Source organism: Fischerella sp. JS2 (assembly GCF_032393985.1).
Taxonomy (GTDB): domain Bacteria; phylum Cyanobacteriota; class Cyanobacteriia; order Cyanobacteriales; family Nostocaceae; genus Fischerella.
The window spans coordinates 5,105,637-5,130,905 of sequence record NZ_CP135918.1 but is presented as its reverse complement, the minus strand read 5'-3'; the positions used below and the strand labels follow the sequence as shown (position 1 = coordinate 5,130,905).

The 25,269-nt window shown below is 43.0% G+C and carries 20 protein-coding genes; 13 read left to right on the top strand and 7 right to left on the bottom strand.

The features are described from left to right. Positions 1-191 precede the first annotated feature (191 nt). Positions 192-308, top strand: coding sequence for an XRE family transcriptional regulator (locus RS893_RS21810; protein WP_315787805.1), 117 nt, complete (start codon positions 192-194; stop codon positions 306-308). 48 nt (positions 309-356) lie between these two features. Further along, positions 357-4,286, top strand: coding sequence for a GAF domain-containing protein (locus tag RS893_RS21805; RefSeq protein WP_315787804.1), 3,930 nt, complete (start codon positions 357-359; stop codon positions 4,284-4,286). Between the two features lie 24 nt (positions 4,287-4,310). Here RS893_RS21805 and cobJ read toward each other — a convergent pair whose 3' ends face one another. From cobJ to cobG, 5 genes are all read right to left on the bottom strand, one after another. Continuing rightward, the gene (gene cobJ / locus RS893_RS21800) at positions 4,311-6,068 is read right to left on the bottom strand and encodes a precorrin-3B C(17)-methyltransferase (RefSeq protein ID WP_315792064.1); all 1,758 of its coding nucleotides are present in this window, start codon (positions 6,066-6,068) and stop codon (positions 4,311-4,313) included. Between the two features lie 115 nt (positions 6,069-6,183). Then, the gene (locus RS893_RS21795; RefSeq protein WP_315787803.1) at positions 6,184-7,845 is read right to left on the bottom strand and encodes a hypothetical protein; all 1,662 of its coding nucleotides are present in this window, start codon (positions 7,843-7,845) and stop codon (positions 6,184-6,186) included. Between the two features lie 700 nt (positions 7,846-8,545). Then, positions 8,546-9,244, bottom strand: a complete 699-nt coding sequence (locus tag RS893_RS21790; protein ID WP_315787802.1) for a precorrin-2 C(20)-methyltransferase — start codon at positions 9,242-9,244, stop codon at positions 8,546-8,548. After that, the gene (locus tag RS893_RS21785; protein ID WP_315787801.1) at positions 9,244-9,873 is read right to left on the bottom strand and encodes a precorrin-8X methylmutase; all 630 of its coding nucleotides are present in this window, start codon (positions 9,871-9,873) and stop codon (positions 9,244-9,246) included. The genes RS893_RS21790 and RS893_RS21785 overlap by 1 nt, the downstream gene beginning before the upstream one ends. Positions 9,874-9,996: 123 nt before the next feature. Further along, a complete protein-coding gene (cobG, locus tag RS893_RS21780; protein ID WP_315787800.1) occupies positions 9,997-11,475 on the bottom strand; it encodes a precorrin-3B synthase in 1,479 nt (492 codons plus the stop codon). 432 nt (positions 11,476-11,907) lie between these two features. Here cobG and cbiE point away from each other — a divergent pair, with 432 nt between their 5' ends. From cbiE to RS893_RS21760, 4 genes are all read left to right on the top strand, one after another. After that, complete coding sequence (cbiE, locus tag RS893_RS21775; RefSeq protein ID WP_315787799.1) at positions 11,908-13,116, top strand: precorrin-6y C5,15-methyltransferase (decarboxylating) subunit CbiE; 1,209 nt, start codon at positions 11,908-11,910, stop codon at positions 13,114-13,116. Positions 13,117-13,256: 140 nt separating this feature from the next. Next, the gene (locus RS893_RS21770) at positions 13,257-13,829 is read left to right on the top strand and encodes a RidA family protein (RefSeq protein ID WP_315787798.1); all 573 of its coding nucleotides are present in this window, start codon (positions 13,257-13,259) and stop codon (positions 13,827-13,829) included. A 301-nt stretch (positions 13,830-14,130) separates the two neighbouring features. Further along, positions 14,131-15,144 (top strand): SDR family oxidoreductase, encoded by a 1,014-nt coding sequence (locus tag RS893_RS21765; protein WP_315787797.1) that lies wholly within the window; start codon positions 14,131-14,133, stop codon positions 15,142-15,144. 451 nt (positions 15,145-15,595) lie between these two features. Then, positions 15,596-16,483, top strand: coding sequence for an SGNH/GDSL hydrolase family protein (locus RS893_RS21760; RefSeq protein ID WP_315787796.1), 888 nt, complete (start codon positions 15,596-15,598; stop codon positions 16,481-16,483). A gap of 204 nt (positions 16,484-16,687) precedes the next feature. Here RS893_RS21760 and RS893_RS21755 read toward each other — a convergent pair whose 3' ends face one another. Further along, positions 16,688-17,125 (bottom strand): DUF4383 domain-containing protein, encoded by a 438-nt coding sequence (locus RS893_RS21755; protein ID WP_315787795.1) that lies wholly within the window; start codon positions 17,123-17,125, stop codon positions 16,688-16,690. A 672-nt stretch (positions 17,126-17,797) separates the two neighbouring features. Here RS893_RS21755 and RS893_RS21750 point away from each other — a divergent pair. From RS893_RS21750 to RS893_RS21720, 7 genes are all read left to right on the top strand, one after another. Continuing rightward, a complete protein-coding gene (locus tag RS893_RS21750; RefSeq protein WP_315787794.1) occupies positions 17,798-18,190 on the top strand; it encodes a WGxxGxxG family protein in 393 nt (130 codons plus the stop codon). A 530-nt stretch (positions 18,191-18,720) separates the two neighbouring features. Continuing rightward, positions 18,721-19,905, top strand: a complete 1,185-nt coding sequence (locus tag RS893_RS21745) for a PAS domain-containing protein (RefSeq protein WP_315787793.1) — start codon at positions 18,721-18,723, stop codon at positions 19,903-19,905. 261 nt (positions 19,906-20,166) lie between these two features. Continuing rightward, on the top strand, positions 20,167-20,568 hold the full coding sequence (locus RS893_RS21740; protein ID WP_315787792.1) for a sensor histidine kinase: 402 nt from the start codon (positions 20,167-20,169) through the stop codon (positions 20,566-20,568). 12 nt (positions 20,569-20,580) lie between these two features. Beyond that, on the top strand, positions 20,581-20,811 hold the full coding sequence (locus RS893_RS21735) for an ATP-binding protein (protein WP_315787791.1): 231 nt from the start codon (positions 20,581-20,583) through the stop codon (positions 20,809-20,811). Then, positions 20,808-22,085, top strand: coding sequence for a glycosyltransferase (locus tag RS893_RS21730; RefSeq protein ID WP_315787790.1), 1,278 nt, complete (start codon positions 20,808-20,810; stop codon positions 22,083-22,085). The genes RS893_RS21735 and RS893_RS21730 overlap by 4 nt, the downstream gene beginning before the upstream one ends. 288 nt (positions 22,086-22,373) lie before the next feature. Further along, positions 22,374-22,523: a PsaJ protein gene (locus tag RS893_RS21725; protein WP_315787789.1), complete on the top strand. Its 150-nt coding sequence runs from the start codon at positions 22,374-22,376 to the stop codon at positions 22,521-22,523. A 653-nt stretch (positions 22,524-23,176) separates the two neighbouring features. Then, entirely contained in the window at positions 23,177-23,932 is a 756-nt protein-coding gene (locus RS893_RS21720; protein WP_315787788.1) for a TIGR04283 family arsenosugar biosynthesis glycosyltransferase, read from the top strand. Between the two features lie 24 nt (positions 23,933-23,956). Here the strand turns inward: RS893_RS21720 and RS893_RS21715 are convergent, their stop codons facing one another. Then, on the bottom strand, positions 23,957-25,261 hold the full coding sequence (locus RS893_RS21715; protein ID WP_315787787.1) for an HhoA/HhoB/HtrA family serine endopeptidase: 1,305 nt from the start codon (positions 25,259-25,261) through the stop codon (positions 23,957-23,959). Positions 25,262-25,269 lie beyond the last annotated feature (8 nt).

Sequence of the window (25,269 nt, the reverse complement as noted above, 5' to 3'; positions counted from 1 at the left end):
GAACTCATAAATATCCGCTACCCTCACGTAGGAACCTGCGGATATTTATTTTCAGGCTTGGCTACCTATATAGATAACCTATATAGATAAATACAACCTCTAACTCACGGATAATTCAGATATAGTATATGCTATACTGTCTCTAAATTTGTTCAGTTCCGGCTCAAACTTTCGTACTGAAAGAGGCAACTGTGCTTAAGCAACCAGAACTTAGCCAGCTGATTCGTCAACTGAGGCAGTTAACCGCACTGAGCCAGGAGCAATTTGCAGCAACATTAGGGGTGGCTTACTGCACTGGGAATCGCTAGGAAAAAGTTCACATCCAGCCTTCTGGTCGCCCCTACTCCTCAAAGTTCATGACTGAATCTTCCCCTCAACCGATGGCAACAACTGCTCCTTTACCTGCAAATGAGGTAGAGCGTTTAGAGGCACTGCGGCGATACAATATTCTCGACACCCCACCAGAAGTTGCCTTTGATCGTATCACCTCCTTGGCAGCACGTTTATTTGATGTGCCGATCGCGTTGGTTTTGCTGATTGATGAATCGAGAGGCTGGTTTAAATCTTCCTATGGCTTTGAGATACGCGAGGTGCAACGAGATGAAATTATTTGCAGCTTGACGCTATTATCCAACGAGGTATTAGTTATTCCCGACACCAAGCAAGATCGTCGCCTTATCTGTAATCCCTTTGTACAAAATGAACCGGGTTTGCGGTTCTATGCCGGCGCACCATTGCTCACCCAAGATGGCTTTAACCTGGGAAGTCTTTGTTTGTTAGATACAAAACCCCGTGATGCCTTAACCGAAGAGCAAAAAGCCATCCTCGCGGATCTAGCCGCAATGGTAATGGATCAATTAGAGCGGCAGCAAACAGAAGCAGCACAGCAACAAGCCCAGCAAGAGTTAGAGCAATTAGTTGAACAACGGACGGCTGAATTATCACAAGGAAACGAATTACTCCGCTTAGAAATTGCACAACGGCAGCAAGCCCAAGCAGCCCTGCAAAAAGAACAGGAGTTACTCAAAGTGCTGCTTGAGCATGTCCAGGCAGGAATCGTAGCCTGTAACGCCGAGGGAATTTTGACTTTATTTAATCGCGCAGCACGGGAATTTCATGGCTTGCCCGAACAACCACTGCCACCCGAACAGTGGGCAGAATACTATGACTTGTATTTGCCCGATGGCAAAACGCGGATGTCCAAAAACGATATCCCCCTATTTCGAGCGTTACAAGGACAAACAGTCGAGAATGTTGAAATGGTGATTGCGCCCAAACAGGGAAAGGCGAGGACACTACTTGCTAGTGGACAGGCGATCGCTGATAGCCAGGGCAAAAAACAAGGAGCAGTCGTTGTGATGCACGACATCACCGAACGCAAACAAGCCGAAGCCGAATTACTGGTATCAGATGTTGCTTTGCAACAAATGCCCGATGCCATTTTGTTAACCGATTTGGAAGGGAAGATTCAACGCTGGCTGGGTAATGCCGAGCAAATCTTTGGCTATACAGCCGCAGAGGTGATCGGTAAACCCGTTAACTTTCTCCATCACCTGGATATCAAAGCGACAATGACGGCTGAAATTATTCAGTCTATTCAGACAGCAGGAAAGTTTTGTGGTGAAATTCCCTGTGTGCGAAAAGATGGATCGCTAGTGCCAATTGAAACAACAGCAAAACCCGTGTACGACAAAACCGGGAATCCCATCTTTTTTATTGGTATTAACAAAGACATTACCGAGCGCAAACGCTCAGAAGCGGAACACGCCCAATTGATGCGGCAGCAAGTTCAAGAGCAAATTGCCCGGATCAAAGCAGAAGCCGACCAGCGGCGATCGGCATTTCTGGCAGAAGTCAGCACAGTACTGGCATCCTCACTGGATTATGAATGTACTCTGGCAACTGTGGCAAATTTGGTAGTGCCATTGTTTGCGGACTGGTGCGCGATCGACCTGCTGCAAGACAATCAATTCATTCATCGGGTTGCAGTGGCTCACCGTGACCCAACGAAAGTGGCATTGGGTTGGGAAATTCATCGGCAATATCCTAGACGAATCGACGAGATGGAAGGAGTGCCGAAAGTGCTGCGAACTGGAAAAAGCGAAATGGCAACTGAAATTCCAGATGCTGCATTAGTAATGGTGGCTCAAGACGCTGAACATCTACGCATCTTGCGCGAACTGGGCTTAAAGTCTGCCATTGTTTCACCGTTAATTGCTCGCGGACAGATTTTAGGAGCAATTTCCTTGGTCACAGCTGAATCTGATCGCCGTTATCACCAGGCAGATATAGACTTGGCAGAAGACATTGCCCATCGAGCTGCGATCGCTATTGATAATGCCCGCCTCTACCAAGAAGCACAGCAGTCGCAACAAGCCGCAGAGCAATCTGCCGAGCGCATTGCCCGCCTTCAGTCTGTGACGGCTGCTTTTTCGGAATCTCTGACCCCCCTCCAGGTAGCAGATGTGATTGCAGATCAAGGAATTGCGGTTCTGGGTGCGAAATTTGCCCTGATTGCCTTAGTGAATGAGACTGGCACTGAACTCGAAGTTATCCGAACCGTGGGCTGTGAACCCGAGCAAATCAACCCTTGGCAGCGATTTTCCCTCAATGAGCCTGTGCCTTTAGCAGAAGCCGTACGCACCGGACAGCCCATCTGGGCAGAATCATCACAAAGACGAGCAATCCACTATCCGCACCTCAGAGAACAGTATGAGCAGCAGCCCTTCGATGCTTGGATTTCCATTCCCCTGATAGTTGAAGGTCGGGCAGTCGGAGGCATGTCTTTTGGTTTCATTGAGCCACAACAGTTGGATGGGGAACAACAAGTGTTTATCCTATCGCTGGCCCAACAATGTGCCCAGGCGATCGCTCGTACTCGCCTCTACGAAGCAGAACGAACAGCAAGAAGTGTGGCAGAAGCTGCCAACCGGGTCAAAGATGAATTCTTGGCGGTGCTGTCCCATGAGTTGCGAACACCACTCAATCCAATTTTGGGTTGGTCTAAATTGCTGCGCACGGGAAAATTGGATGCGGCAAAAACAGATTATGCCTTAGAAACAATTGAGCGCAACGCTAAACTCCAAACCCAACTCATTGAGGATCTTTTAGATGTCTCGCGCATTCTCCAAGGTAAGCTTAGCCTCAATATGGCTCCTATTAACCTGCCAGAGGTGATTCAATCGGCACTTGAAACCGTGCAGTTAGCAGCCCAAGCCAAGTCCATCGATTTGCGATTTACAATTTCAGATTTTGGATTGGAGAATGGTCAGCAAAATTTAGCATCCATACCAACCGAGGAACAACCAAACAATCCCAAATTCCCAGTTTTAGGAGATTCAGCCCGCCTCCAGCAATTGATTTGGAATTTACTCTCCAATGCTGTCAAGTTTACGCCCCAAGGAGGACAGGTAGAAATTCGCTTGTCATTGGTCACTAGTCATACCCTACGGGAAGCCCTTCGGGTTCGTAGTCGCTCATGGGGGAAACCCCCAAGACCGCGCTGTCTCACCGCTGGCGCGTCTACGTCATCTGGAGAAGGTAAAGAACAAAGGACAAATGATAAAGGACAAATGACAAAGTATGCTCAAATTCAAATCACAGATACAGGTAAAGGAATTTCTCCAGATTTTTTACCCCATGTGTTTGAGTATTTTCGGCAAGCAGATAGCACCACAACCCGGATGTTTGGGGGATTAGGGTTAGGGCTGGCGATCGTACGTCACCTCGTTGAATTGCATGGGGGAACCGTTGCAGCAGAAAGTCCAGGAGAGGGACAAGGAGCAACTTTTACTGTTAGGTTACCAATCAAATCCGCAAGTGTTAGACCCAAAGATGGAACAGCGACGAATCACTCCTGCACGTCTACTCCTGACACTTTACCACTAACAAATCTCCGGGTTTTGGTGGTTGATGATGAAGTAGATTCCCGTAATTTTCTCGCTTTTGTCTTGGAACAAGCAGGTGCTGAAGTAGCTGCAACAGCATCTGCTAGGGAAGCATTACAAATACTGACGCAATTCAAGCCAGACATTCTAGTTAGCGACATTGGGATGCCAGAAACAGATGGCTATATGTTAATGCGTCAGATCCGCGCGTTGGAATCAGAACCAGAAAATAAGATTATAGCGATCGCCCTGAGTGCTTATGCGGGAGAAGTGAATCAGAAACAAGCACTAGCTGCGGGTTTTCAACAGCATATTGCTAAACCTGTTACTCCAGAAATACTAGTGGAAGCGATCCGAACTTTACACAGTCATCAGTTAACAGTTAATAATGACCGATAACTGATCACTGATTGCGAACTTACGTTAATTATCATAGCGACGGGGAGTATAAACCCAGATACCACCATCTCGCTTTTGGATCATCCGGGTTTTGCTGGAACCAACAAGAATCACTGTCCGCATATCAGCATGTTCTGGTACTAAATTTTCCAGAGTACAGACTATAGTAGATTCAGCCTCTCTGCCGAGGTTGCGCGCCACTACCACTGGGGTATCAGGAGAACGATGACGCAGGAGTATATTTTGTGCCTCTGCTAATTGCCAGGTACGTTGCTTAGACACCGGATTATAAAAAGCAATAACAAAATCTGCTTCGGCAGCAGCACTAATGCGTTGTTCGATAATTGACCAAGGCTTTAAAATATCTGAGAGGGAAATTACACAGAAATCATGACCAAGAGGCGCGCCCATCTTCGCTGCGGCTGCCTGCATTGCGGAAATACCCGGCGCTACTTGAATTTCAATACCTTGCCATTCTGGCTTTGCTTGTTTATCCAGCACCTCAAATACTGCTGCTGCCATTGCATAGATTCCAGGATCTCCAGAGGATATCACTGCCACAAATCGTCCCTGTGCTGCTAAATCCAGGGCGACCTTTGCTCGGGCAATTTCTTCCCGATTGTCTGATTCATGCAGGTGTTTGCCTTTGGTGAAGGCACTAACTAAATCCAGGTAAGTAGAATAACCAACAAAATCAGTGGCATTACGTAAAATTTCTTTGACTTCTGGTGACATCCAATCACTTCTGCCTGGACCTGTGCCAATAATTGCCAAGCGTCCGCGTGGTGTACCTGTGGTGTTAATGTCGATGGGTAAAGGTGCGATCGCAATGGCACAGGAAAAATTTGCTGTTTGCCGTTGTCCAATCAACTCACCAGCAGAAGCTGCTAAAGCCGCCCCTACTGCCACATCTGCGGTCTGATGTTGAGACATAACTTGAGTGATCGCATCACGAGTAAAAAAACGAATTGGCACATTGAGATAATTAGCGATCGCTTCTAAACCAGGTTCAGCAGTATCTGAGATACTAGCAAAAACTCCTGCAACAGCTGCCGGGGCTAACTCCGCATCTGTCAACATTTGCTGTACTAAGGTGATTAACTCTGAACCTTCTCCCCTGAAGGAGGAATTGAGCGGGGTAATTCCAATTGCCACTGTTGCAGGATGATAAACCAGGTGGTTTAGTGTAGAAAATACTGCCTTTTCAGTAACTTCTATAACTCTTTGTGCATCCTGAACAATAGGTAAAGAACTATTCCTCAACCAAGCTGCATTACCCTCTAACCGCATCGTATGTCCTGCCAAGAGGTCAGACATAAAGCCTTTTGCATATTCCGGGTTAGACAAACGATAACCTACTGGCGGATCTTCTAAGGCGATGCCAAAGCGAATATCGCCAGTTGTTGTGATCGCAGGTATAACACTTAACACACTAGCGATTTGACGTGCCAAATTATTAACGCCATTGAGTCCTCCCAACAAAGGTACTACTGCACTACCATCCTCTGCAACTGCTAAAACTGGGGGTTCCTGCCGTTTGTTGGCAAGCAGTGGTGCTAAGGTTCTAATCAAAATACCTGTAGCACAAAAGCCAATAATAGGTGTACCATTTGCAAACAACTCCCGCAGTGTGGCTCCAAACTCTGTAAAACTCACATCTACATCAGAAGTGCGATCGGCTAGTCCATATAATTGCGCTTCTGGTAAGACACTGATGATTTTACGGGCGACGGGGATGCTGTTGTTACCCAGCACAATAATGGCAGGTGCGATATGAGTCATAGAATTAGCTGAAAGTGGGGCGATCGCGTTTCTAGTCGGCAATAGTAAATCAATACTTTGAGCCATCTATTCCACGAAATGTTTATTTCATGGAATAGATTACCGAAGAATTGTACTAATCTAACGGATGTGGGCATGAAGTAGGACCACCTTCAGCCTCATAGTTCAGGCCCATTGCTGTGGCAACAAGCTCATTTGCTGCACTAGCGGTAATATGCCCCCGGCAAATCATGCCGTCTAGAAAGTCGGTAATATCCAATCCAGGTAAACCACGATCTACATAGTTAGGGTTGGTTCCCAAGGCACCGTTACCGCCCAAATAGTAAATCAGCACATCGTTAATCGCTAAGGATGAGGGAGGAGTTGAGGTTCCGCCGCCTGTGATCTTGTCGAATTGCCCAAATTCACAAGCATTGCCACAGTTGTTGGGACTCTGATTAGGGATAATAAAGGTTGTCAACGGCTCAGGATCGGAGGTTCCACCATCGACTAAGTCCCATACAATGCGCTGAAACCAACCCGCGCTTGCCAAGTCATTAGACCAAACAACTGCTTGGGGGAACCCTGGTGTACCACCACTATTAGTGCATTCATTAAATTGACTCGGGGTATCAATCCGGGGGTTCCATTGTGTTCCATTCCAACAGGCCATGCGTGCATTCACATCCAGATTCTCGACCAAGTCGCTTCCAGTAGTAGTGATCCACTGGCTTTTGCGGATGATGGCAGACTGAACATTAGCCAGGCCTTCACCGAACCGACCATAGTCAGGGTTTTGTCGCAGGAAAAGGCGTTGAAAATAATGGGAGGTCTCGTGAATATGTGCATGAGCATCCTGACCCAAATCTTTACAATCCCAAGGAATGAAAATGAAGCCGAGATCCTTTGTAGGGACATAAATTGCTGACTGGAGGTTCTTTTCTTTTGCATCCCATGCATCGCATTCCAAGCCACGAGGCTTCAAACCTTTGCTATGAACTACGTTTATTTTTACCAGTTTAGTATCAGAGATACCTGGCAAACTACTGTAATAGCTGCGTGCAATGAGAACGTTATCCATAATAAAGAAACCCCGCGAGGCTTCATCATTTAGGGGGATGGTAATTTTCCCCAAGTCGAGACCATTGCCACCATTCTTGCGTGCTGGTTTGATATCAAAGGAGTGGCTAAAGGAATAAGGAGTATAGTCTGACGTATTAGTAGTCAATTCATCCATTGTGTTGACTGGCCCTTTGAGCCATTTCCCAACCCCGACTTTGTCAGCCTTATTGCCAGGGGCAACCGACCAGACCGTAATTTTGCCTTTGTTGCAACCAACCGGGGTCCACTCAAAGGAGAAATCTCCATTCGATGAGATTTTACGTTTGATGTAATGTCCACACTCATCCTCCAGGATGACTACAGCATCGCGCACAAGGCGGGATTGAGGTGTATTAGTGACAGTAGCTTTCCAAGGGAAAAGGGGTGATTGTTGGGCATTGAGTAGTAAGCCGACCTGATACTCAAACTGGAACTGTCCAGAAACTCTATGGGTGTGTTCAACAGGTTTTCCTGTGAGATCATCGACTACATTCGATGATGAGCTACTTACTGGTTTAGGCGGTATACTAATCCCTTGCACCGGATAGGGTTGAGGGGAGAGTTCAAGATCGACAGGCGTTGCTCCGACGGCAGGTTCTCCTGAGAAAATATTCGGCAGTATTACAGCGACGGTACCTGCTAGAATTGCCAATGCACCAAATACAAATGTGGTTATTTGATTTGACTTTTGTTTCATTGATTTGCTCTAGTGTTTGTTTGCCTCACTAAGGACTAACGCCTTCCAAGACTAGTGCGTTAATCCAATAGCAGTTTGCTATCTAATGCCTTCATCACGGCATGAGGGTAGCATTTCGCGGCAGAGTGACAAAACTTTACGAGTTGGTAGTGTTATAGATTTATTGTTGGATTACTGCATTACTGAATTAAAACTAGTACTCTGGCAAGGCAACTTTACTTGGTAAAACAACTTGGACAAATCGATTAAACCTCTTTGTTTGTGTTCTTTGTGTCCTACCCTACGGGAAGCCTATGAGCGCGTCTATGTGGTTCATTCTTTACCCCTCAAAGTTTGGTTGCCAAACCACTAGTAGCGATCGCACAACACAAATAATCCCCTTGCAGGGCTATGTGAATATTAAGAATTTTGGTATTGTGCTAAATAGGGATGTAGACACTTGGGGGCTTAAGGCAGGATAGAACGAACCACTAAGTCACCAAGACACCAAGAATTAATTTCTCTATTTGTAGTAAAAAATAAGACTTAATACCTTTTGAGAGAAATCTCGTCCTACTGGTCTACCACACTGATTTTGAAGGGTCAACAAATGAACCGCATTAGACGCGTTCATAGGCTACTTACCCTTCGGGAACCCTTTCAGGGAACAGAAGCCACTTCGTGTCTACCCGCAGGGTAGACAAGAAGTAAGTGTATTGTCTTATAAACGACTTTGACTGGGAACCAAAATCATCGAAAAATAAGGCACTTGATCGGGATCTACTTCATCTAAAGAAATAATCTTTTGATTGATCATCGTTCCTCGTTCAATGTAACGCGCCCGTGATGCCAAATCCAAGTGATGCAACACATCCCGGACTTTCGCAAAATGTCGCCGCAGTTTAATAATTGCAGCGGCATCGGCATTTAACAATTGTGCTTTGAGAGTTTCGGCGGGTAGGGTGGCTGGTAATACGCTAAAAACATCGTCGCGATAACTCAGGGGTACTGACAATGCAGAAGCACACCCCATCGGTGAGGAAACTCCTGGTACAACTTCTGTTTCAAATTGGTCAGATAGACGTGTAAATACATACATAAAAGAACCGTAAAATAACGGATCTCCTTCACACAACACTACTACGTCCCGTCCGGCTGCGAGATGTTCAGCAATAGGTGTAACAACTTGGTCGTAAATTGGTTGTGCTGCGTAAGGATCGATGGCACGGGGAAGATGATACTTGACTTCGATTTGATTGCCGGGGAGATATTCAGCTACGATACCTCTGGCGATACTTTCTTTGTCTTCTGCTGATTGATAGGCAACCACCGGACAAGTCTTTAACAAGCGTAATGCCTTAATAGTCAATAGTTCTGGATCTCCAGGCCCAACACCAACACCATAAAGACGACCTTTCATTATTCCTTCTCCGTTGCTAGGGCGTTAACTGCGGCAGCTGCGATCGCACTTCCTCCTCGCCTTCCCTTTAATGTCATAAATGGCACACCACGGCTATCTGCTGCTAGTGCTGCTTTTGACTCTGCGGCCCCCACAAACCCAACTGGAAAACCGAGAATCAATGCGGGTTTGGGTGCGCCTGCATCCAGCATTTCCAAGAGTCGAAATAGGGCAGTAGGTGCGTTACCAATGGCTACTACAGATCCTTCTAGGTGGGTTCTCCACAATTCTAAAGCCGCAGCAGAACGAGTATTTTGCAGCTTTTGGGCGAGTTCTGGCACTTGAGGGTGATTGAGAGTACAAATCACTACATTGTCTGCTGGTAGCCGCTTACGGGTTATTCCTTCTGCCACCATGCGACAATCACACAAAATCGATGCGCCAGCTGCGATCGCTGTGCGTCCAGATACAACAGCAGTAGATGAAGCGACTAAATCATCAACAATATCAGTCATACCACAAGCGTGAATCAAACGCACTGCCACCTTCGCTACATCTGGAGGAAGCACAGATAAATTTGCCTCAGCCCGAATCATGGCAAAGGACTGACGATATATTTCATTTCCATCTCGAATGTAGTCAATGGTCATTATCTAAGAGTTGGTTGTTGGTTAGTGGTTAGTGGTTAGTTGTTAGTGGTTAGTTGTTGATAAGAGGGAACTCTTAACAGGAAATAGGTAATTTCTTCCTTGTCCCCCATCTCCCCACGCCCCTCACACCTCCCCACCTTCCTCAACCATCCGTTGCAACTGTGCAATACTATGTCGGTTGGCGAATTCTCTCAGAGATTCATGGCGAGTGAGGCGTTTTGCAATATAAACTTGGAGAATTTTTTCTATTAATGGAGGTAATTGTGGAAAATGCACAGCTTGGTAAAGTACTCGTCCGAATTTGCTTTCATGATCACTATCTCCAACGTGTACCTGATACTTGTCCTCGCTAACACCTAAGAGAGTGATATCGCTATTGTTGTGTTGGGCGCAGGATTTTGGACATCCTGTGAAGTGAATATTCACAGGTTGATTGAGAGAAACGCGTTGATCTAGATACTCAGCTAACTTGAGGGCGTGATTTTTTGTATCCGTGGCTGAGGATGCACATCCTGTACTACCAGCACAAGCAACTAGGGCGCTATATATTTTAGTTGCAGACCAATGCAAATTCAGGTTTTCTATTTTGCTTTTAACTTCGTGAATATACTGTTGGGGAATATCTGTTAACAGTAGATTCAGCCAAGGTGTAAGCCTGAGTGTACCACTACCGTAACCCTGGGCAATATCCGCTAAACCCTGGATTTGCCATGTTTCCAATTTACCTAGTGGTAGCACAACACCAATATAGGAAAGTTCTTGTTGTCTTTGGGGGTGGACACCAAGGTGGAGATAGCGAGTTAAGTGTGGATGAGAACTCGCTATCTCCAATCCCCCAAGGGAGTGGGGAAGTCGCAGCAAAGGGTAAGAAAGATGACTTTCTACTTCTTGGAGAAATCTTTCTATACCCAAGTTATGCAGAACCTCAAATAAACGAATTTTGGGTGATTTGCGGTAGGGTGTAACATTCTCTTTCTTGATTGCAGAGTGTTGCAAATAGACTTTGGCGATCGCACCTACTACATCTATACATTCTTGGGGTTGCAGTAATATGCTTGTGTTTGTAAATGATTCGCCTAAATTCAGCTTGAGGTGAAAATATATTTGTGTACCGAGTTCCACAGCAGTCAAAATGATATCGTTGGGGCGATCGCACACCTTTAGCGCGCCTCCACCATCAATTGCAATGCTGAACTTGGGTGAGAGCGGGGCAAGTTCAGCATGGCTACTGATATAATGATCCAATTTACGAATGAGCGATCGCGTATCAATCAATTCCTCGGAATCAATACCTGCTGTCGGACTACCCATGATGTTACGCAGATGATCAACACCTGGAGTTGGTGAGGCTAAACCAATGTCTTGGAGTAGGTGCAGAACTTCAGAAGTTATTTGTGTACGAACTTCGCGAATTTGTAAGTTGGCACGGTTAGTAATGTTAACGTAGCCTGCACCGAATTTCTCTGCTAAATCAGCGACAATCCGAAACTGCCCAGTAGTGACTATTCCTCCGGGAATTCGGATACGAAATAGTGTGCCGTCTCGCGCGGACGTACTGTAAAAAACACCAGGACAAGGGACAGAAATTGACGATAAATACACCTACTCGACTCCTTCCCTGTGCAGCGCAGGGAGCAGAGAAACTATGTGTCTTGGTAACACCCCTAGAAGTTGGCATTCTGACTAACCGAATTGGTTGGTTGTTTAGTTATTGGTTGTTGGTTGTTGGTTGTTGGTTTTTCCACCAACTACTAACCACTAACTACTAACTACTAACCAAATTGGATTACAGCTGCGGCACAGTACCGGGATCTCACCGAACTTTCCCAACTCTAAGTTTGAGTAGTTTAGCATGAGTTTGTATCTCGAAAGATAAAATCAAAGCTTGGATTAATGTTTGTCCAAAAATCTCATTGCTTTGTCACATGAAGTAATCTAATTTTTGAAACGCAGAGGGACGCTGAGGAAGGCGCGGAGGTTCGCAGAGTGTTTCCGTTACAATCATAACTTGGCTCCTGCTAAGTTTTGACTATCATGCAAAAATGGCTATCTGTAATCGGTATTGGTGAGGATGGACTATCAGGATTAAGTGCGATCGCTCGTTCTATACTGCAACATGCACAGGTAATAGTTGGGGGAAGCCGCCATCTCGCCATGCTACCACCTGATGATCAGCGCGACAAAATCACTTGGTCTTCACCGATTAATGCGTCTGTAGAGGAAATTCTCTGTCGTCGGGGTCAGTCTGTGTGTGTTTTGGCAAGTGGTGATCCTATGTGCTTTGGTATCGGTGTTACTCTCAGACGCAGCATCCCTATTGCTGAGATGACCATTATTCCTGCACCTTCGTCTTTTAGTCTCGCCTGTGCCAGACTGGGATGGTCGCTGACGGAAGTGGAGACATTAAGCTTTAATGCTCGTCCCCCGGCTTTGCTCCATACTGTTATTTATCCTGGGGCGCGATTGTTGATTTTGAGTGAAGGGAAGGAAACCCCGACAATTGTAGCTGATATCTTGACAAAACGTAAATTTGGTGGTAGCAGGCTTACTGTCCTAGAACGTATGGGTGGTTCTCAAGAACGGATTATTGATGGGATAGCCGCCTCGTGGACAACTACAGAAGTAGCTGATTTAAATACTGTGGCTGTAGAATGTATTGCTGATCCTGGAGTTGTAGGGTTATCTCGTTTAGCAGGATTACCAGATGATGCCTACCACCATGACGGACAACTCACTAAGCGGGAAGTACGGGCGATTACCCTTGCTGCTTTGGCTCCTATACCAGGACAATTATTGTGGGATGTCGGTGCAGGCTGTGGTTCGATTGGTATTGAATGGATGCGGAGTCATTCTCGGTGTCGAGCGATCGCGATTGAACAAAATCCCACTCGACTACAATACATCGCTGACAATGCTAATGCCCTCGGTACACCTCATTTACAAATCATTCATGGCAAAGCACCGACTGCACTAAAAGATTTACCCCAACCAGATGCTATTTTTATCGGTGGTGGTGCGACAGCAGCAGGCTTGTTTGAAGCATGTTGGCAAGCTTTGCGTCCGGGTGGGCGTTTGGTTGCTAATGCTGTGACTATTGAAAGTGAACAAAAATTACTGCAATGGCACAATCAAGTAGGTGGAGAATTGATTCGTGTTGCTGTACACAGAGTTGCTCCCATTGGTGGTTTTTTGGGATGGAAGCCGATGGCGCCTGTGACGCAGTGGGTGGTGGTGAAATGGTGAACCACCCTGCGATTTAAGCTAGTTGGAATTACGTGAGTGTACTTAAGCAGTCCTCTTGAGTAGTGCTTTTTTATTCCAATTTAACACATAATAGAACCAGATATGAGCAAAAATAGAGAACTCATATTTAAGGAGATTAAATGACTCGACGTATTACCAATGCTGTAAATTCACTAGTGACAAAATTCTCGCGACGAAATACACTTTTGTGGCTTGGGGGTAGCGGACTAGGTACTGCCTTTGTGGTGGGAACACAAAAGGAAGTCAGCGCTCAACACAACAAAGATGTAACATTGGTGAACCCACCAACATTATATGATGCAACCCGAAATGGCTATAGTCATATAGCTGTGACGCCACCAAAGACGAAAACCGTCTATATTTCTGGTCAATTTGGTTCGGATTTACAAGGGAATCTTGTCTCCAGTGACTTTGAACAACAGTTAGTGAAGGCTTTTGAGAACCTCCGCTTTGCCCTAGAAGCGGTTGGTGCCAGACCAAAAGATGTAGCAAAAACTACTATTCTTATAGTGGATTATAATCAAGATAAATTGATACCGTTAGGACGGGAAATTAGCAATTTGTGGGGGGATAAACCACCAGCAAACACCCTCATTCCTGTTCCTAGACTTGCACTTGATGGTATGTTGTTTGAAATTGATGCTTATGCGGTGATTCCAGAAAAAGGTGATGGCAGACTAGTTTCTGATTAATTTACATTTTGCACCACCTGCAATAGCTAGGAGGCTGAGCCTCCAAACCCTTGTTACCAGATTGAACCTGGTAACAAGAACAAAAGCTTCTGGCTCTTGTTGATCTTGGTGCAAGACCTCATACCATTTCACAAAATTATTGATACAAATTCTCTCCCTTGTCCTCCTTGTCTTCCAGTTCGCCAAGTGTATCAGACTTATGCTGAAACAATATCAGATGCCCTATCTGTCAGCCTTACGAAAGATGTAGCGGCGCTTTATCAAAGTTAATACAGGGAAGGAGACACAAGAGTGATCAATCATGCAATTAAAGCCTATTAATCAGCAAGTAGTCTCGATAGTTGGTGCTTCCAGTGGTATCGGACGATTAACAGCACTGAAGTTTGCAAAGCGTGGTGCAAAAGTAGTAGTTTCTGCTCGCAGTGAAGGCGGTCTCAAGTCCTTAGTAGATGAAATTCAAGGCTTTGGTGGTGAGGCTACATATATAATCGCAGATGTGAGTAATTTTGAGCAAGTAAAGGCGATCGCTTCCCAAACGGTGGCAGAATATGGACGGTTGGATACTTGGGTTCATGTTGCTGCTACAGGTGTAATTGCGCCTTTTGAGAAAATCACACCGGAGGAATTTGAACGAATTGTTGATGTTAATTTAATGGGACAGGTATACGGTGCAATGGCAGCACTACCCCATCTAAAACGCGAGGGACGTGGGGCGCTAATTCATATATCCTCTATGCAGGGTAGGCGGAGTTTACCTTTGCAAAGTCCCTACTGTGCTGCCAAGCATGGTCTGGAAGGTTTTTTAGAAACCCTGCGCGTGGAGTTGCAGTACGAAAAATGGCCCATTAGCGTTACCTCTATCTTGCCTGCAACCATCAACACACCTTATTACAACAAGGTTGGCACTAAGCTAGGAGTTAAACCTACTGGTATCCCGCCTTACTACCAGCCTGATCTTGTTGCTGACGCTATTCTTTATGCTGCCGAACATCCCATGCGTGATTTTATTGTTGGAGATGTAGGTAAAGCGTTAGATTTGCTACAAAAAATTTCACCTTCTTTAGTAGATTCGCTACTACTGCTCATAGGGTTTGCCCAAGGTACGAGTGAACCAAAGTCAGAGGATGCACCCAACAATATTTTTGCACCAGTTGCAGGCTGCGATCGCGTGGAGGGAGATTTTAATAAACTAGCGATACCCTCTTTCCTGGATTGGTTTGATATGAATCCACCACTGAAGTGGGGAACAGTAGCATTGGCTGTGTTAGGTGTGGCAGCATTTCTCGGTGGATGGCGTCCAGGAAATGATATTTAATTTTTAACCAATTCGGCGGAATTCCCCACCATAAAAGACGGTGGGGTGCATCACCAATTATTGGTAATAGGTAACGAGAAATGGGGAAAACCAGCGATTACTAATTACCAATTTATCTATTAATTTTTTTTGCTTCTATCTTTCGGCATAATTTTTTAAAGTGTGTTTAAGTTTTGAAAATAAATATAGTGCGATCGCCATTCAAAGTACGGATAACCCTGCTTCCTTACCAGAAATATATTGTTACATTAGAAAAGCATTCACTGGAAAGGCTTTAACCCTTATAACATCACAATCTAATAGCTTAAAAGGCTAAATAAGTATCAAATTCTTGAAAAGAAATGATTCATAATTTCTAACTTTTATGAACCAGTCTCACCCTTCTTTATCAAAACAGAAGAATGCTTTTGCTTAAAAAATAGTCTGCTTCTCATTAAAAGTGAATGGAAGCGTGAAAAAACAGATTTTAGTAGTGCTTGCTTTCTTATCCTTCATTATGGTTGCACTGACAAATTCAATCACAAATTCTCATACTAGCATCAATGAACTTTATGTCTTTGGTGACAGCCTTTCCGATATTGGTAACGTATTTAATGCGACTGAAGGATTCCATCCTTCTAGCCCTCCCTACTTTCAAGGGCGTTTTTCTAATGGTTTAGTTTGGGTGGAATATCTTGCTTCTGGGCTAGCATTAACTCCCAAACCAAATACTAACTTTGCCTATGGTGGCGCAACTACAGGAAGTGGCAATCTTAATGGAATTCCAGATTTATTGACACAAGTTGATGGCTTTATCAAACTTCATCAGCAGGTTGATAGAAATGCACTCTATATTCTATGGGCTGGTGCTAATGATTATCTTCATGGCATGAGCAATCCTTCACTATCAATCAATAATATATCTCAGGCAATCCAATCTCTGACAAAAGCTGGAGCGAAAAAAATCTTGGTTGCTAACTTACCAGATTTAGGGAATATTCCAGCCACACGCAATAGTCCTTATTCTAGTATTCTGAGTTCTGCAACGATCGCGCATAATCTCAGCTTGGCTAAGTCCTTTGATATTCTCAAACAAAAGTTAGGACATGACGCCCAAATGATTATGCTTGATGTTCATTCACTATATAAGGAAGCGATCACCAACCCAACTAAGTTTGGCTTTATAAATGTAACCGAAGCTTGTCTAAATAATCTTGCTACTTGTGGCAATCCAGACAAGTTTTTATTCTGGGATGGTATTCATCCAACCACTGCTGCTCATCAGATTTTGGCAAAAGCAGCTCTAAAAGAGTTGAAAACGACATACTCATTTCCGCCTCTTCCAGAGCTTTTGCAATGATATGTTCACAATAAAGTTAGGAAAGTTGCTTTTACTCCTTCTGCCATCAGGTCGGGCTGACTTATTTTCAAGCTAGACCTCCACGGGCAATTGCCCACAACGAGGAGATGAAAGAACGAACACAGATGCACACAGATAAACACCGATTGATCATGGGTTTGCTGTTAAGTTTCCCCGACCCCTATTTTTAAGACAGAATCTCAGTTAAACCGTTCTAGTATCAATGTTCTTAGCTTCCTCTGGAGTTAATTGCATCCAGTAGCCAAAGTAAGCTGCAATCAGTGCTGTTAATCCATGAAGCCAAATATTATTACCAAAGATGGGAATAAAGCCAAATGTTGTATTTGTTGCCGGAATTGCACCCATCACTGCTAATAATGCATAGAAAATTGCTAACCCTTGTGCATACAAGCGTGAAAATTTAAAGCTCCAAAAGGCAGCAATCCCTAGTAAGCCAACCACTAGATGTACAAAATTATGCAAGTAATTGATCGGAAAAAGACTGAATAAGTAGCCATATCCAGTAGCAACTGAGATTAGAGGCGCATCTTGAGGAAGTATACGCAAACCTGGTATAAATCCCAGTATTCCGACAAGCAAAAATAGAATTCCTACGATGAGAGCAAAGTAGCGTATTCTCATACTAATGCTCCTTCTCTATTGAGTTGTTTTGTCCTATAAGTAACACTGCTACTTATCAAAATTCCTCTTCTATAGGTAGCAGGATAATGTTAAATAGTTTTGTGTTCAACAGCACAAAATTCCTAAGCAAAATCCCTTCCTATAGGTGGAGAGTTTTTGCTTTATATACCGTCGGTAATAAGATTAATATGATTAATATAAATATTATTTCTTTTGGTATAGCTAAAATAGTATGATTAATTCTTATGGTAGAAGCTGGAGATAAACATTAACAGATATTGTATTTTTTAGGTTTAATTTTCGAGAAAATGAAAAATACTTTAAAAGTTATACCGCTCTTAAAAATAGCGGTTGTTTTTTATATAGTTAAAAATTGGAAAATATTTTTTTGCATTCTCCACGATTAATATAGAAAATAATAAAAAACAAATATTGGAGAATTAGTAAAATTTTTCATGGTTAACACAATTAATATTTTGATTGAATGGAATATAAATAAATTTTACAGTACCGCACAATAGTGTGAATACTAATAAAATTTTATTAAAAAAGAAGTAAGTTAAAAATTAACAATTATGATTTTTCAGTAATTAAGTATTTGATTAAATGGGAAATAATTTTTGTTAATCAATAAAGCAATGCAAAGTTTAGAAAATTCAAGGAAGTGTAATCATGAAATCTTCTAATTTATCTAAAAAAGTTTGGGCTAGTGCTTTTGCCATCAGTTTAAGTATTTTGGCTTTAAATGTGTCTGTTTTTGCTCAAAGCGGTACAACCGGAACAGGCACAACTGGGACTGGTACAACTGGGACTGGTACAACTGGGACTGGTACAACTGGGACTGGTACAACTGGGACTGGGACTGGTACAACCGGAACAGGTACAACCGGGACTGCTACTGACACGACAAGAACTACTGATGTAAGGAGCGATCGTGGTTTTGATTGGGGATGGCTTGGCTTGCTTGGTTTGATTGGTCTTGCTGGTTTGGCTCGGAATCGTCGTGAGGAACCTCAGGCTTATCGCGATCCCAATGAGACACCTACCTCGCGTTCTAGATATTAGAACTCTTGCAAAACTAACTTTTGTAAGAATTTGGATAAAGGTTAAAAGGCAAAGGGAAAAGGAGTTTGCAATTCCTTTAACCCTTTCCCCTTAACTCATTGATGCTTATCTGGTGCAACTTGGCAGTGCTTGAATTTAATGGTTAATATATAAGTTTTAACAATATCTAAGTAATCAAAAGTTTTTCTACCTTAAGATAGAAGTAATATTTAACTAAAGACCACTAATTTTTTTATATCTATAAAAACTTCTAAATAGGATTTTACCCCTCTTGGTTGCCATAGTGGAATTATCAAAATACATTGCTAATTATTAAGATAAAAATCTGATTGCTTCTAGATACTGGTAATCTAGATTTTTCTCTGAAAACCTTAATATAGCGACTAAATAATCATTTCCAAGTGCATGTACTGGAAAAGATCAAAAGGCAATAGGAGATTATCTTGATTTTTGCGTTCTATCTCTAGAATACCTGCCTTTTTAACTCAGACTTTTTATTCAATCTCTACAATATAAAGTAGTAAAAAATTATGGTGGATATTATAGATAAGTCAACAATAGATCAATTTGCTAAGAAAACACAGGTAATGGATCAGCGTATAGCCAAACTATACGAAAAGGTTATGGTCATGCCTGTGCCGCCAAATTCAGTTCCGCAAGCTCTCTTTGAACTTGGTAACGCTTCACAAACAATACACCATGCTGTAGAGGAACTGTATCAGCAGAATGAACAACTAGAACAAGTCCAAGAAGTTTTAGGAGCAGAGTACCTACGTTATGAGGAATTATTTGAGGAAGCACCAGACGGCTATTTAGTGACTGATGCACATAGCAAGATCCGACTAGCTAACCATAAAGCAGTAAGATTGCTCAATATTGACAAGAATTATCTCGTAGGCAAAGCAATAGTTAATTTTATTCACTTAGAAGAACGTCAGTACTTTCGCAATTTCCTCAGCCAGTTAAGTCAAGCAGGCAGGAACCAAGAGTTACTAATCCGCCTGCAACGTCGCAATGGTGAGTTATTTAATGCAGCATTAACGGTAGCGGCTAGCTATGACAACCAAGGCAAAATCAAAGAGCTGCGCTGGTTAATCCGAGGAATTACTGAAAGTAGACGAGTAGAATTAGTACATTTAAAAAAAGAATGTGACTTTAGCGATCGCCCCATACATAGTTATCCCAAAGGAGAAATAATCCCTCTTAACCCACAGAGAATTTGGTATATTTCTCAAGGTTTAGTAAAGTTGACTACCCTTAGTGAAAGCGGTGAAGAAGTGCTAGTAGGTTTAGCAGATCAAGGAATGGTTTTTGGCTCTTACATGACTTCCCTTAACACTTACCAAGCCACAGCCATGTCCGATACTAAGTTAATATCAATTTACGTATCAGAGATCATAGATTCTCCTAATTTAAGCCATATCCTTTTACCCAAATTAAATCAACGACTACGACAAACAGAATCTTTTTTAGCTGTCTCTGGTTTGCGACGAGTACAAGACCGCATATACTATCTTTTGCGGATTTTGAAACAGGAATTTGGTGAAAAAGTAGGCAATGAAACTCGTCTTTGTGTTCGCCTAACTCATGAAGATTTAGCTAACGCCTGCTGCACAACTCGAGTAACTATTACACGATTACTGTGCAAGTTAAAACACCAAGGAAAAATTAGTTTTGATAGTAAAAGACACATAATCATCAAAGATATAGATTAAATCGACACTCCCCCGATGCTGATTATGGAGCGCCAAAGGTATTACGTACAGGCATTCTGGAGCTTGTTCCCGAAATTCCCAACTCTATTCCGTTAGCAATTGCATCTGATGCAGAACACCTCGACTTACTTGTTCAGCTTCAGGCTAAGTCTTACATGGTTGGGCTACTCATAATCCAGGAGCGAAAACTTGGGACAATCTCATTTGCTTCCTCGCAGCCAGGACGAGACTACATTCAAAAAGACCTAGCAAGACCTAGCAATGGCTACTGAACTTGCCCGACGTGCTGCTATTGCCCTTGATAATGCCCGCCTCTACCACGAAGCCCAAGAAGCTAATCGCCTCAAAGACGAGTTTTTAGCGATCATTTCCCATGAACTTCGTACACTTCTGCATGCCATAATAGGTAGGATAAAAATGCTTTGTAACCGCAAACTGAACGAAGTCAGAACCGATAAGGCACTGGCGACAATTGAGCGAAATGCAAAATTACAGGAAAAACTGATTGAGGACATCTTAGATATCTCGCGCATCGTCCAAGGGAAAATTCGCCTGAATACTCGTCCTGTGTATCTAGCACCAATCCTTGATGCAGTCATAGAGAATATGCATCCAACCGCAGATATCAAAAACATTCAAATAGAGTCTATGCTTGACCCCTGAGTAGGTCAGGTTATGGGTGATGCGGATCGCTTGCAACAAATCGTCTGGAATCTGCTTTCTAACGCCATTAAGTTCATACCTGCTGGGGAAGGAGCAACATTTACAGTACAGATTCCCTTAATAGATTTACCTAGATTTACCGCCATTTTGAAACAGTACGGTGTGCTAAGGAGGACAAGGGGGAGAATTTGTATCAAGAATTTTGTGAAATGGTATGACATCATTAAATCCAAAATCGCATGACTCACTTTGGCATTATTTGTCCACCTTATCCTGGACACATCAATCCCCAAGCAGCCTTAGCACGAGAACTGCAATCCCGTGGTCATCGTGTCACCTTTGTGCAAATTTCAGATTTAGAATCGAAGGTGGAATCAGAAGGTGTAAACTTTTATGCGATTGGCAAAGCCATCTATCAGCCTGGGTCAATGTCTGAAACTTTTGTACAACTGGGGAAACTCAGCGCTATAGAGGCGCTACGTTACTCTGTTGACTTTTGCCAGCAAATGGTGGAAATAGTTTGCCAAGATGCACCCAAAGCGATCGCAACGACGGGGATTGAAGTCTTGCTGGTAGATCAACTTGAACCTGTGGGTGAAACAGTAGCAGAATATCTCAATCTCCCGTTTATCTGCATTTCGTGCGGTCAGGTAATTCACCGTCGAAGCGATGTTCCCCCTTTCTTTACTCCCTGGAATTACCAGAATACACACTGGGCAAAGATTTGCAATCAGATTGCCTATTACTTTTTAGATCGTAGCTGTCAACCGATTTTACAAGCGATTAATCGCTACCGCCAGGAGTGGAAGTTACCCGATTACCACCATATCTATGCTTCTAATGCACGGCTTGCTCATATTAGTCAACAGCCTGGGTTGTTTGAGTTTCCTATTCCTAATTTGCCATCACACCTGCATTATGTCGGTCCTTTGCGAAATGCTTCACCAAAATTAGTTGCTTTTCCCTATGAAAAATTGACCGGACAACCCATGATTTATGCCTCTTTGGGAAGTGTACACAACACTAAGCAAAAAGTATTTCTAGCAATTGCAACTGCTTGTCAAGGACTGGATGTGCAACTGGTAATTGCTCACGGGGGTGGGATGAGTGCAGAAGTTGTGCGATCCCTACCAGGTTCCCCCTTAGTAGTCGAGTATGCTCCCCAGCCTGATGTACTGGCTCATGCTAGTCTCACAATTACTCATGCAGGTATGAATACAACATTGGATTCTCTTACCTATGGCGTGCCTTTGGTAGCCATTCCGATTACATTTGAACAACCAGGAACTAGCGCACGAATTCACTCAACGGGAGTAGGAGAAGTGCTTCCGCTAGCGAAACTGAACATTTCCAGTCTGCGATCGGCAATTAAGCGCGTGTTAACAGAAGATTCCTACAAAAATAATGCACGCAAAATTCAACAGTCAATTCAACTTTCAGGCGGTGTTAAACGAGCAGCAGATATTGTTGAGCAAGTAACTCAAAACCAACCCTTCAATATTGCACAAGCAATTTGAATATACATCAGTCATCCGATTTTGGATTTTGGATTTTGGATTTAGACTTAGTTCTATTTCTTAAAATTAACAAATTTTGAGTATACAAAACAACTGAGTTATTTAATCTTGATCTATCTCTTGAGTTAGAAGCTTGATTAAATATTATTAAATAAATTATTAAATAGTTAAATTTAATTCTTAGTTTTGGAAACCTAAAATCCAAAAATAAACAGAATAATTTTGGTGTTTTTTATATCCAAAACAGAGAAATATGAGAGTGATAATGTTAATTTTGGAGAATGAACAGTGCAAAAATCAAGTGATCAAAGAAGCTATTTCCTTCGATATCTTTCTCTTGGACCAGTACTTGCAGTTTTAGCGGTGTCAATTACCTTCTCGACCTGGGCTATATTTAACTTCATTTTCCCTGATCTTCTCTTCCATCCAATGCCATAAAACCCTGCAAAATTAAATCAGTGAACAGTCTACAGTTATCAGTGAACAGGCTCAGGCTATGGTGCAGTGTTATAACACACCAACGCATTTGACCAATTGATAAGGACTCTCTTTACTGACATACTGATAACTGATAACTGATAACTGAATAAAAATACCCCTAGAGGAGCAATTTTATCCTCAAGGGGTAAAGTGAGGTATGACTTAAATGTTTCTCTTCTTCCAGAAATAATACTAAATTGATTACAAAACCTTTGTATCTATCTATAGATCAGTCTATTAATAGGTTAGTATAAAGTTCTGTTGTTATAATAGATACAAACTTACATGTTTTGATGCATATAACTTGACAAATTTGCACATACTATTTATCTAGGATTTTGTCGAGAGAGAGTACAGTAATCTAGAAATTACTTACCTCACCACAGCCTTACTTTTGTTAGTACAACTTTACACAAATTTGTAGTGTCATACTCTGTTTAGTTACTGCGTTTTAATATGAAAATGCTACGTATAACCATGCTGTCTTAAAAGAATGTTTGTATTGATAAATCTAAGTGTTTGTACCAAAAAACCATTAATCCAAGTTCAGCGAGGATTGCACTTTTATAGAGCCAAAACAAATATTAGAAACTAGTAAACTGGGTTAGTAGATGTTGAGCGTTTCTATAATCATTCCCACTTTAAATGAATCAACCTGTTTAGAACGCACCTTGCGTCGACTAACTTTGCTAGATCCGCCTGCGAAGGAAGTTTTGGTGGTAGATGGCGGTAGTGAAGATGAGACGGTGGTAACTGCAAAGCGCAACTTGGAATTATTCTCTCCACCAGCAGAAGTAAAAGTTATATCTTGTACCAGACGTGGACGCTCTATTCAGATGAACTACGGAGCTTCCCTAGCAACTGGAGAAATTCTTTGCTTTCTTCATGCGGATACTTGGGTTCCGGATGATTTGGTGTCTGTAATTGAGTCAACCTTAGCTGATACAACGATCGCTTGTGGGGGGTTCATTTCTCTCATGGCAGGCTCTCGAAAAACTTATTGGGGCATATCTTTGATTAATTACCTCAAAACTTATTGCTTTCCACTGCTATTTAAACCCCACCTCTTTTTTAGGGGATTGCGACTTTTGGTTGGAGATCAGGTAATGTTTTGCCGTCGCAGTGACTTTTGGGACTGTGGTGGCTTTAATGAAGTACTGCCAATTATGGAAGATGGAGATTTATGCCTGAGACTATTGTCAAAAGGACGAATTCGGATGGTAAACCGCATTGTTTACACTTCAGATCGTCGTGTGGCGCACTGGGGTGTGTTGAAAGCGATCGCAATTTACGTTTACATCGGGATTTTATGGGGAATCGGCGTAGATACAAAGTATTTAAAGCGGTTTTATCAAGACATCCGCTAATTTTAGCAATTAGCAAAAACCTGCCTAGCGAGTTTGAATGTCAGGAAGCTGTTCAGGTTTAAGCGTTAATGTCACAGTCTGTTCCCGTCGCCGGACTTCCATTTGCAAATTGCCGCCGACTCCAGCTTTGTCTACAATCTGCTGAATGATCTTGGCTTTTGTTACAGGTTGGTCATTTACTGCTATAATTACATCTCCAACTCTAAGTCCAGCTTTCGCAGCTGGTGAGCCTCTGCCAACCTGGATAACCAAAATTCCTTGGTCATCTTCAACATGAATATTAGTGTTGGGAGCATTGTTAATTTGCTGCTTGATTTGTGGGTTAAGAGCAACCATTTGGATGCCGATGTAGGGATGTCGAACTTGTCCTGTAGCGATCAGCTGCTGCGCGATCGCTTTTGCACCGTTGATGGGAATAGCAAAGCCAAGTCCTTGTGCGCCCCTGAGGATGGCAGTGTTAATGCCAATGACTTCACCTTTGGCATTCAAAAGCGGTCCACCAGAATTACCAGGATTGATGGCGGCATCAGTTTGAATAAAGCCAATACGCTTATCTGGTATCCCAATATCTACACTAGAGCGCTCAGTTCCACTAATCACGCCAACCGTTACCGTTTCCTGTAAACCGAGAGGATTACCAATTGCGATCGCCCACTGTCCTTGTCGCACTTGATCGGAATCACCCATCACCACCGTTGGTAAATTATCCCCTGCTTGTACTTGAATCACAGCGACATCAGTGACTGGATCTTTCCCTAAAACTTTACCCGCCAAAATCTGACCATTTTGAAAGGATACGGTCACTGTATCTGCTTCGTTCACAACATGAGCATTAGTCAGAATTAAACCAGTGGGATCAATCACAAAACCGGAGCCAATTCCCCGCAAAATTTGTGCAGAAGGCGGAATTGCCCGAACACCACCCAGAAAGGGTTTGAGGACATCTGGCACATCCCCTCCCAAAGTGCGGGAGACATTTACCTGAACTACAGCAGACTCTACTTTTTCTACAGCTGCTGTGACAAAATTAGATTCTGGATCAATTTGTGCAACAAGAATGCTGTCATAAGCATAAGCAGGGCTTGACCAACCTTGGAACAATACCATACCAATGCTTATTAACAAGATAAGTGTGTAAGTAGATAATTTCTGTAACCAGTGCTGAAAAACTGTTAGTTGAATTTGTTGTGTATTCTGACTTGAGTAAGGATTTGTCCGGTTGCCAACTGTCAGCTCAGCATTGGCGCGATCGCCATCCATAATTCTTGATTCCTCTATTGGGATTAGTCTGAGCCAATCAGGTTTGACTCGATAGTATTTCTCTAGCAAAAAGTGAG